8 protein-coding genes are annotated in these 9,749 nt (G+C 60.4%); 5 read left to right on the forward strand and 3 right to left on the reverse strand.

Annotation, left to right across the window (positions count from 1 at the left end; translation table 11 throughout):
• Both ACTHV6_RS08910 and ACTHV6_RS08915 read left to right on the forward strand, forming a co-directional pair.
• A partial coding sequence (locus ACTHV6_RS08910; protein ID WP_441387013.1) for a TetR/AcrR family transcriptional regulator occupies positions 1 to 801 on the forward strand: 801 nt, incomplete at its 5' end.
• Positions 802 to 871: 70 nt separating this feature from the next.
• Positions 872 to 1,138: a DUF6457 domain-containing protein gene (locus ACTHV6_RS08915; protein WP_441387014.1), complete on the forward strand. Its 267-nt coding sequence runs from the start codon at positions 872 to 874 to the stop codon at positions 1,136 to 1,138.
• Here ACTHV6_RS08915 and ACTHV6_RS08920 read toward each other — a convergent pair.
• Positions 1,135 to 2,850 carry a glycoside hydrolase family 13 protein gene (locus tag ACTHV6_RS08920; RefSeq protein ID WP_441387015.1) on the reverse strand — a complete coding sequence of 572 codons (1,716 nt, stop codon included), beginning with the start codon at positions 2,848 to 2,850 and terminating at the stop codon, positions 1,135 to 1,137. The genes ACTHV6_RS08915 and ACTHV6_RS08920 overlap by 4 nt on opposite strands.
• A gap of 207 nt (positions 2,851 to 3,057) precedes the next feature.
• On the opposite strand from ACTHV6_RS08920, the gene ACTHV6_RS08925 reads away from it, so the two are divergent.
• The 3 genes from ACTHV6_RS08925 to ACTHV6_RS08935 are packed head-to-tail and all read left to right on the forward strand — an operon-like array spanning position 3,058 to position 6,049.
• Positions 3,058 to 3,726 carry a hypothetical protein gene (locus ACTHV6_RS08925; RefSeq protein WP_441387016.1) on the forward strand — a complete coding sequence of 223 codons (669 nt, stop codon included), beginning with the start codon at positions 3,058 to 3,060 and terminating at the stop codon, positions 3,724 to 3,726.
• Complete coding sequence (gene tatA / locus ACTHV6_RS08930; protein ID WP_441387017.1) at positions 3,723 to 4,289, forward strand: Sec-independent protein translocase subunit TatA; 567 nt, start codon at positions 3,723 to 3,725, stop codon at positions 4,287 to 4,289. Before ACTHV6_RS08925 ends, tatA begins: the two co-directional genes overlap by 4 nt.
• Before the next feature lie 35 nt (positions 4,290 to 4,324).
• Positions 4,325 to 6,049: a twin-arginine translocase subunit TatC gene (locus ACTHV6_RS08935; protein ID WP_441387018.1), complete on the forward strand. Its 1,725-nt coding sequence runs from the start codon at positions 4,325 to 4,327 to the stop codon at positions 6,047 to 6,049.
• A 124-nt stretch (positions 6,050 to 6,173) separates the two neighbouring features.
• Here ACTHV6_RS08935 and ACTHV6_RS08940 read toward each other — a convergent pair whose 3' ends face one another.
• Both ACTHV6_RS08940 and ACTHV6_RS08945 read right to left on the reverse strand, forming a co-directional pair.
• Entirely contained in the window at positions 6,174 to 8,711 is a 2,538-nt protein-coding gene (locus tag ACTHV6_RS08940; RefSeq protein ID WP_441387020.1) for an HAD-IC family P-type ATPase, read from the reverse strand.
• 143 nt (positions 8,712 to 8,854) lie between these two features.
• Positions 8,855 to 9,749, reverse strand: an 895-nt coding sequence (locus ACTHV6_RS08945) for a sulfite exporter TauE/SafE family protein (RefSeq protein ID WP_441387022.1), incomplete at its 5' end; no start/stop codon positions are given.

Below are 9,749 nucleotides of genomic sequence, written 5' to 3' on the forward strand. Positions count from 1 at the left end.
TCACACCCTCGCCGGGCGCACGTGCGGCCCGGCCATGACACATACAATGTGGGACGGAAGGACATGATGAGCCGAACTGACCGCCGCCCCGAGGATGACCCACGCTACCAACGTGTACGCGCGCGGCTTGTTGGCGCGCTTTTGGACCTCGCGGCTACCAAGCCAGCTGAGGCGATTGCGGTATCGGAGCTGACATCCGCGGCCGGAGTTTCGCGCACCACGTTCTACAAGCACGCCGATTCGCCCGCCCAGCTCCTCGCGAGCCACCTCATCGATCAGATCGCACCGGTGATGGAGCCGATGACCACCCTGCTGGAAACTGCGGAACAGGACTATTTGCTGCGCTGGCGCGATATCACGGTGGATGTGCTGGAGAATGTTCGCTCGAATCGCCAGATCTACGGCCACGTGTTCGGCGGCGAAGGTGAATCCGTTGTGTTGGCCATCCTCACCAGATACTTCGAACGCATCTACGGCGGTTACGTGGAGGATTTCGCGGAGCACGTGGTGGACGAAACCCCCACCGATCTATGGAAAGCGATGGCCACGTCCCAGCAAGTCCATAACCTCATCGCGGTGATCAGTTCGTGGCTGCGCACCGGCATGGTGGATTCGCCCGAAGGCGTTGTGAGCACGTACATGAGCCTCGCCCCGCCATGGCAACTGGCCAAATTCAGCCCAAGCGGCCACACGTCACTACGGCGCAACCGCGTGGTTGCGTCCCTTTTGGAGAGTATTTCGAATAACGACGACGAACGCTCCGCGACCTCTCGATCCTCCTCGGGTAGCATTCACGAGTAAATAGCACGCAGCCCAGATAGTCTGGCCAATCACGATGGCCGGGCAGGCTGCGCGCGAACGAGGAGGAGACATGGCGCATAAGGACGATCCGGAGAAAATGGCAAAGATGGCGGCGTGGCTTGACGCAGCTGGTGCCGAAATCGGTGTGGACCCATCCGTGATGGCTGACAATCAGACCGCCCTGCTGGATCTCATCAACACAGTTGCGCACGGCCCCTCACGGCCAGCTGCACCGCTCACGGCGTTCCTCGTGGGGTACGCCGCGGCAAGTCAGGGGCGCGATCCCCACGAGCTGATTGAGCTGCTGGAGAACCGCGCCGCAGGCTGGGAGTCCTAGAGCTTCATCCACACGCTTGCTTCGCCGGGGAGCTCATCGGTGATTCCGCCCGCGGATCCGATGAGAAGCTCTCCGGCAGGCAGCGGTACGGCCTCCTTGCCAAAGTTCGTGAGGCAGTGCCAATTGCCCGGCCGTGAGAAGTGGAGAACATCTCCATCACTGCCGTGCCACGTGAGTTCTTCCGCTGCCTGAAGCTCCCTGCGTAGCGCCAAGGCGTTGCGGTAGAACTGCAGGTGTGAGCCGATTGCCTGCTCCTGAGTGTCAACCGCATAGCTCGCGAACCATGCCGGCTGGGGAAGGTGGGGGAGTTCGCCGTCGTCGTCCCCAAATCCAAACGACGTACCGGTGGCTGTCCAGGGAAGCGGTACCCGGCACCCGTCGCGACCAATCGTGTTCTCGCGGTCGCGAAAGAACGCGGGGTCTTGGCGAACCTCGTCCGGAAGGTCCCCAACTTCGGGCAGGCCAAGCTCTTCACCCTGATACAGGTAGGCCGAACCCGGCAGCGCCAGCATGAGCAGGGTGGCTGCGCGTGCGCGGCGGGTGCCGGAATCGCTATCCACCTCCGCGTTCGATCCCCCTCGAAGGAGCCAGCCGTGGCCATCGTAGGGGGAGTTTTCCAGCAGGCGGGACACATCGATGTGTTGGCCATCCTCGGAATCCTGATGCGCAGTGAGGCCATAACGGGTCACGTGGCGGACCACGTCGTGGTTAGAGAACACCCACGTGATCGAGGAATCGTGGCCGGCGGCCTCGCGCACGTTCTTCTCGATGATGGAGCGGAACTGGTGGGCGTTGAAATCTGCCTTGAGCAGCTCGAAGCTGAACGCCTGGCCCAGCTCCTCCTTCGATGCGTACAGGGCAGCGCGGTGCGGGGGAACCCATGCCTCGGCCACGCCGATCCGCGGGGGATTGTACTGATTGAAAAGCGTGCGCCACTGCCGGTAGATCGCGTGGATCTCATCGCGATCGTGCGTGGGGTGCTGGCCGTCTAGGCACAGGGGCGTGATATCGCGGATATCCCGGATCACGTCATAGGCCGGGTCCATGTTCTTCGCGCATCCGTGGGCCACATCGACGCGGAAACCATCGGCGCCGCGATCAGACCAAAACCGCAAGGTCTCCAAGAAATCGTTCTGGACATCGAGGTGATCCCAGTTCCAATCCGGCTGCTCGGGGGAGAACATGTGGAAGTACCACTGGCCCATCGTGCCGTCCGGTTCTTGGACCCGGGTCCACGCCGGCCCGCCGAAGGCTGCTCCCCACGAGTTGGGAGGGAGCTCGCCGCTTAGGCCCTTGCCCTCGCGGAAGTGGAAACGCTCGCGCTCAGGGCTTCCCGGACCAGCTGCCACCGCGGCCGTGAACCACTCGTGATGGTTCGAGCAGTGGTTCGGGACAATATCGATGATGATCTTGATCTGCGCCTCGTGAAGCGCGCCAACCATCTCATCGAAATCACCCAGCGTGCCGATCCGTGGATCGACGTCCCGGTAATCGTCCACATCGTAGCCGCCATCAGTCAGATGGGAAGGGTAGAACGGCGAAAGCCACACGGCATCGATGCCCAACTGCTCGAGATACGGGACGCGGGAGGTGATCCCAGCCAGGTCACCAATGCCATCCCCGTTCGCATCTGCGAAGGAACGGGGGTAGATCTGGTAAACCGCCGCTTGGCGCCACCAATCCGGGGAGAGGAACGAGGAAGAGGTGGGCATTCGTGGGTCCCTTTCTGGTGGGTGCTTCAGGTTTCTGGGGTAGCGTGTGGGCAGGTGGGATACTGTATGGCGGTGCCTGAGTGGCGCAGATCGAGGGTCCGCGCCGACCTGTGAGAATTCTGTAACACCCTACGGCATGCGAGGACAAAGGTGCGGGTGAACCGCGGTATTTGTGTGTGTAAAATCGGGAGCGGCTGGAGGTGAAAAATGTTTGGAATCAGTGGCGGAGAGTTCATCGTGATCATCGTGATCGCGGCTTTTGTGCTGGGCCCGAAGAACGTGGCACAGGCAGTTGTTGGCTTTCGAAAGCTCATTGACAAGATTCGGACGTGGAGCGCGCAAATTCGCAAGGACACCACCGTGGATCTGGGATCTCTCGGCTTCGATTCCAGTGATGTGGAGAAGCTACGCAACCTCAAGCTCAGCGATTATGACCCGCGCGAAATGGTGCGCCAAGCCGTCCAAGAAGAAATGAGCGAATGGATGAAGGCAACCAGCGGCGGCGGTGCGATGGCGAATCCGCATGCTGCCGGTGCGCAAAACAATGCGCATGCCGCGCCTTTGCGGAGCCAAGCCACCAGCCAGCAGAGCCAGCCGAACTATCTTGCCGGCGGGCAAGACAATCGTGGGGCCGCGCCAGCCCCATCGCCATCGCCTGCCGTGGCGTCTACACCCGTGAATCAAACGTCCGTGGCCACATCGCCCGCCGTGGCGCCAACGCCCGCGGCCCCAACACCTGTGGCCTCAACGCCCGTGAATCAAACACCCGTGAATCAAACACCCGTGAATCAAACACCAACTAATGAGGTTCAATCCGATGGGCCTCTGGATCTACATACGATTCTTAATCGACCTGACTTAGGAGGGTCTCGATGAAACCATGGCATATCATCGTTCTGATAATTGTCATCCTCATTATCTTCGGTGCTGCAAAGCTTCCTGACATTGCCCGCTCGATCGGCCAATCGGCGAAGGTGCTGAAGAAGGAAATGCGTGAGCTTTCAGAGGACTCGCCTTCCGAAGCTGGCCAATATCCGCAAAATGGGCAGAACCAGCAGTACGGAAACCAGCAGTATGGGCAGAACCAGCCATATGGTCAGCCTCCGCAATATCAACAACCGGGGCAATACGGGCAGCCGAACGGCGCCCCTGGTGGTCAATATCCGCAAGGCGGAGGAAATCAGCAAAACCCGCAGTATGGCGGACAGGGCCAAGACTATCTACAGGGCCAACAGTACGGTCAGCAGGGCAACTTCCCCCAGCAGGGCCAGCAAGGTAACTATCCTCAGCAAGGCCAACAGGACCAGCTTGGGCAGCAAGGCCAGCCCGGACCATTTTCCCAGCCCGACCAGCAGACTGGGCCGTTCAGTCAGCCCAATCAACAGTCCGACCAGAACGGTTCGCCTGACAACGCTGGACGTGATGGGCAGAACGCCTAACCTTGTCTAAACGCACGAAAAACCCGGATGCGCGCATGAGCGTATCCGGGCATCTCAAGGAGCTTCGAAAGCGCCTTCTGTTAGCCCTTCTAGGGATAATGGTGGGCGCTATCGGTGGTTGGGCCCTCTATGAGCAGATCATGGACTTCATTACGGGGCCACTGCTTGAGATGGAAGATGCCAACACTGTCATCAACTTCCCAACCATCGGTTCGGGCCTCGATTTGAAGCTCCGCGTCGCGTTGTGGGCCGGTACGCTTCTGGCCAGCCCGTGGTGGATCTACCAAATTGGCGCGTTCATCATGCCGGGGCTCAAGCGCAGGGAGAAGCTCTACACGGTGGTGTTCGGGGCTGTAGGCGTACTCCTGTTCGCCGCGGGTGCGGCATCGGGCCTCATGATGATTCCGCGGGCAGTGGAGATACTTCAGTCCTTCGTTCCAACAGAAGCATTCTCGGTGCTTCAAGCCGATACGTACGTGGATTTCTATCTGCGGCTGGTTATTCTCTTTGGTGTTTCTTTCCTGCTCCCCGAGATCCTCGTGGCGTTGAACTTCCTTGGCGTGCTGAGCTCGAAGGCCATGCTGCGCGGTTGGCGATGGGCCGTGCTGGTTGCCTTCACCTTCGCGGCAATTGCCAACCCGCTGCCCAGCCCTTGGCCAATGATTGTTCAAGCGATGGTGCTGGTAGTCCTCTACTTGTTGGCCGTTCTGATTTCGTGGATTCGTGAGCGGTACAAGCTCTATGGGCGGCGGCTGCGCCCGGCGAAGCATGCAGATGAGGTTCCTTCGCCGCCTGTCCCCAGTAATTCGGTTCCCAGCCCCCATCCTGCCTCAGCTCCCGCTTCTGCCGTTGGCCCGGTACCGACTGGCAACACCTACACCGCACCGGTACCGGCACCTGCACCGAGCACCCCGAAAGCACCGTCTGGCGGCGACTCGGTTCCCGGCATGAGCGCTGCGCCAGCTCCCGCTTCTGCCGCTAGCCCGGCACAAACCGACAGCTCCTACACGGCACCGACGCCTGGCATGGGTGCTGCGCCAGCGATGGGTCCAGATTCCTTCACTGATCCGGTCCCGAGCATTGATCCTGCCCACGTGGCAGCCGTGATTATTCTGGCCGGAGGAACAGCGAAACGCATGGGTGGCGTGTCCAAACCCGACGTTGTGGTGGGTGGCCAACGGCTGTTGGACCGCGCCTTGGCCGAGGTGGGAGCGGCGGTGCCGGGAGCACCGATCGTTGTGGTGGCTCCGCAAAGTGTTTCCGTACCTAAGGGTGTTATTCGCGTACTGGAGTATCCGCCATTGGGCGGCCCGATGGCCGGGATCTCAGCCGCATTGGGCGCTATTCGATCCCTTCAGACGTACCGGCCCGATGGCTTCATCGCTCTGCTGACATGCGACGCTCCGCTGGCACCACGCCTGTATCCAAAGCTGATCGAGGCGGCGATCGCGCCGCAGCAAGATTCTGGCCAGCTCGTGGCCGGCGCGATCCCCGAGTTTGTGGGAGCAGATGGCAATCGGCACAGTCAGTTCCTTCACGGGGTTTTTCGCGGAGGTGCGCTGGAGCAGCTTACGGCCGGTGATGTTCGCGATACGTCAGTGCGCGCCGTATTCGGCCAATTAAGGCTTAATCGAGTTGACGACGCGGACCGCGTTGGTATGGATGTGGATACTTGGGACGATGCGAAGGCCCTCGAACAACGCCTCTCAAGCGAGCACAGCACGGATAAGAATGTTGGCATCGAGCACAATACGCCGTGAAATCACGAGGTGGCTGCATCTTCCCGCTGCTCAGCCCGACGCGCCCTCCGCGCCGCATCAAACTCGGCCACTACCTCATCTTCGTCGATACCCTCCTCTGTCATTATTTGCCTGTAATTAGCGATCAGTCAGCGGCAGGCACGGGTTCTTCCCGGCGATGTTCCTTTTTCTCCCGCCGCTGCAGCATGAACTCTTCGTGTTCGAGCTGCCGCTGTTTTCTCGCGGCTTCTCGTTCTTCTCGTGGCACCCAGATGGCCGGACGCTTCCCGCCACGAATCCCGAGGAACCACCAGAGGGCTTCGATGAAAACTGCGGCCACGAGTCCGATGAGCGTGCCTACCAACATGGCGTCAAGGTTGGAGGAATCCAGCATGAAGATGCGCTGGGTGACATCCAGATTGAAGATCAGGCCGTAGCCAGCAAGTGGGAGAAGGATAAGTGCGATCTTCCACCACTCATATGGCCGAGCGACAACGGCGAGCACCCAGGACGAGCCAATGATGAGTGCGAGGAGGGCGGCAGTTGGGGCTTGGGCTCCATGAGCCCCAACAAAGTCAGGATTCCGGACCAGCATGTACGTGGTGAAGGACGCGACGGCCACGGCTAGGCCGCTGGGAAGCCCGAACGTCATGACGCGGCCAACAAAGTGGGGCCGCGCCTTGTCATTATTCCGTGGGAGTGAGAGAAGAAAGGCAGGGATTCCGATGGTGAACCAGCCGGTGATCGTGACGTGTATGGGTTGGAAAGGGAAGGGGACAGAAAACAGCAGCACAAGAATCGCGAGAATGGAGGAATACACGGTCTTTGTGAGGAAGAGCTTCGCTACCCTCTCGATGTTGCTGAGAACCCGGCGCCCTTCAGCAACCACATACGGCAGAGTCGCGAACTTGTCATCCAGCAACACGATCTTCGCAACGGACCGTGTGGCGGATGTCCCTGACCCCATCGCCACACCAAGATCCGCATCCTTCAGGGCAAGAACATCGTTGACGCCGTCGCCCGTCATGGCCACCGTATGGCCAGCCTTCTGCAGGGCCGCCACCATTGAACGTTTCTGCTGTGGCGTTACGCGCCCGAAGACCCGAGAGTTATTGACGGTCCGATCCCAGTCCTCATCTTTGATGGATCTCGCATCAACGGGATCGCCCGCGTCCATCCCGAGCGACTCGGCAACAGCACCAACGGATGCCGCATTATCCCCAGAAATAACCTTGACTTGAACGTCTTGGCTGGCAAAGTATTCGAGCGTTGGCCCGGCATCGGGCCGCAGCTGCTGGTCAAGCACAATGAGTGAAACTGGCGAGACATCACCGGGCGCTGCATCATCCGTCACCGCCACGGAGGCTTCGCCCAACAACAACACGCGCAGGCCATGGGCGGCGAGCCGGCTGGCCTCTTCTGCTGCTGGTGCATTGTGTGCCGCAAGGACGTCCGGAGCCCCCAACACCCAGTTCTGGCCGTTGGTGAAGCTGGTGCCGCTCCATTTGAGCGCGGAGGTGAAGGGCTGAGCGGACTGCACTGCCCAAGGATCCTTGGCAATACCGATGGCCTCGATGATCGCGGCCATCGAAGCATTCGGGGTTGGATCTGCTGCGGCCAACTGCCGCAGCGCCTCGGTGGCCAACGCCTCCCGCTCTGAGCGATCCCCAGAAGCATCCGTCCTGATCGCACTATCGGCGAGAGCGCCATCAGCCTTCAGTAGCTGCAGCTGTGAGAATGCCAGCTGGTTTTCCGTGAGGGTTCCGGTCTTGTCCGCACACACGACGTCCACGTGGGCCAAGCCCTCGATTGCTGGAAGCTCGTTGACCAAGCACTTTCGCCTACCCAGCCGAATCACGCCCAAGGCAAAGGCGGTAGAAGTAATGAGTACGAGGCCTTCGGGAATCATCGGCACTAGGGCACCGGTAACTGACAGAATGATTGCCCGCCAGTCAGATTCGCCCACGCGAATCTGGCCAACAATGGTCAAGATCCCAACGGGGATCAGGATCCAGGTGATGGTTTTCAAGATCCGGTTGATGCCCGCTTGGAGATCAGAATGAACCAGTGAGAACTTGGATGCCTCGGCAGTCAGCTGCGCAGCATAGGAATTCTTTCCCACACTAGTTGCCCGGTAGGCACCGGTTCCCGAAGCCACGAAGCTACCCGAGAGGATCGAATCTCCAGCATTCTTGGCTACGGGATCGGATTCGCCAGTCAGGAGAGATTCGTCCAGCTCAAGATTGAAGGCCTCCACCATTTCGCCATCCACGATGATCTGGTCACCAGGCTTGGCGATCAAGATATCGTCCAGCACAATCTCCTCTTGTGCCAGCTCGTATTCGCGGCCCTCACGGCGTACGTGAGGCCGAGCCTCGCCAACCACGGCCAGCGAATCCAGAGTGTGCTTGGCGCGCAACTCCTGAATGATTCCGATGATGGAGTTGGCCACGATCAGCAGGCCGAAAGCTCCGTTGATCCACGAACCCGTAGCCATCACCAACACGAAGAGAATCCCAAGCAGAGCGTTGATGCGCGTGAACACGTTAGCCCGAACGATTTCACCAACACTCCGGCCCGAACGCGGAGGCAATACATTGGCTTGGCCCGCCTCACGGCGCGCGGCAACCTCATCTTCATTTAACCCTAAAGTGCGGGGATCTCCATGCTGGCTAACGGGCATAACGATGACGTTAGCAGGATTCTATGAACGTTCGGTGAAGACGCCCACTGCACGAAAATCCCCGCCGATACCAGAGATCGGCTCACGCCACGAAGGCTGGGATGGGGGATCGCGGGGCGTTCGCCGTCGTCGTCAAAAACAAACTATCCGGGCTGCCCACGTGTCCGAAGCAGCGAAAGTACCATTCGCCCAGCCACAAAGGCCTGGAATGCAGCGAACAAGTAGTTACCCAGCTGGGGCGGGATCGCGACGGCAGAGAACACGCCAAGCGGGGACGTCAGGCAGGCGGCAATGCCCAAAACCAGAGCCGCTTGTAGATCCACGTTCTTGCGCCGCAGATTGCCGATCGTGCCGGAGATCGATGTGGGGATGATGACCGCAAGCGACGTACCCTTCGCGATAAGATCGCTCGCGCCGAAGCCGACGATCATGCTCGGGACCAGAATGACGCCGCCGCCCACGCCCACAAGGCCCGCGAGCGTGCCCGTCACCAAGCCAACACCCACTAGCGCAATGCCCGAGGCTGTGCTGATTTCGATCGAGGCGCCGCGGGGCGGAATCACCGTCACCATGGAGATAATCGAGATCGCGAGGAACACCACGAATGCCCACCGAATCGTCCTCGTGGAGAGCCGGTTGAGGAGGTAGGCGCCCAACTGCGCACCCGTGATCGAGCCGATGATGAGCAGCCCTACCGCCGCCCAATGCACCGAGTCATGCGCAACATACGTCACCACGCCCACCGCCGCAGGGAACACCATCGCCGCCAGCGAGGTCCCCGACGCCCTGCGTTGATCAAACTTCGCAAACGCCACCAGCGCCGGCACCATAATCACGCCGCCGCCCACGGCGAAGATCCCCGAAAGGAAACCCGTGGCGAGCCCGATCAACACGATGGGCAGCCAGCGGCGCTGGGGGGCGGCCGCTTTCTCTTCCCTAGGCGGTTCGTTCGCGTTCACAGGCACTCTTTTCGCTTCTTCTGATGATTGCTCGCATGGCGTGCATTGTGCTGGGTACTTCGTGCATCGTGCATTGTGC

It is taken from the genome of Ancrocorticia sp. (genome assembly GCF_052089425.1).
Taxonomy (GTDB): domain Bacteria; phylum Actinomycetota; class Actinomycetes; order Actinomycetales; family Actinomycetaceae; genus Ancrocorticia.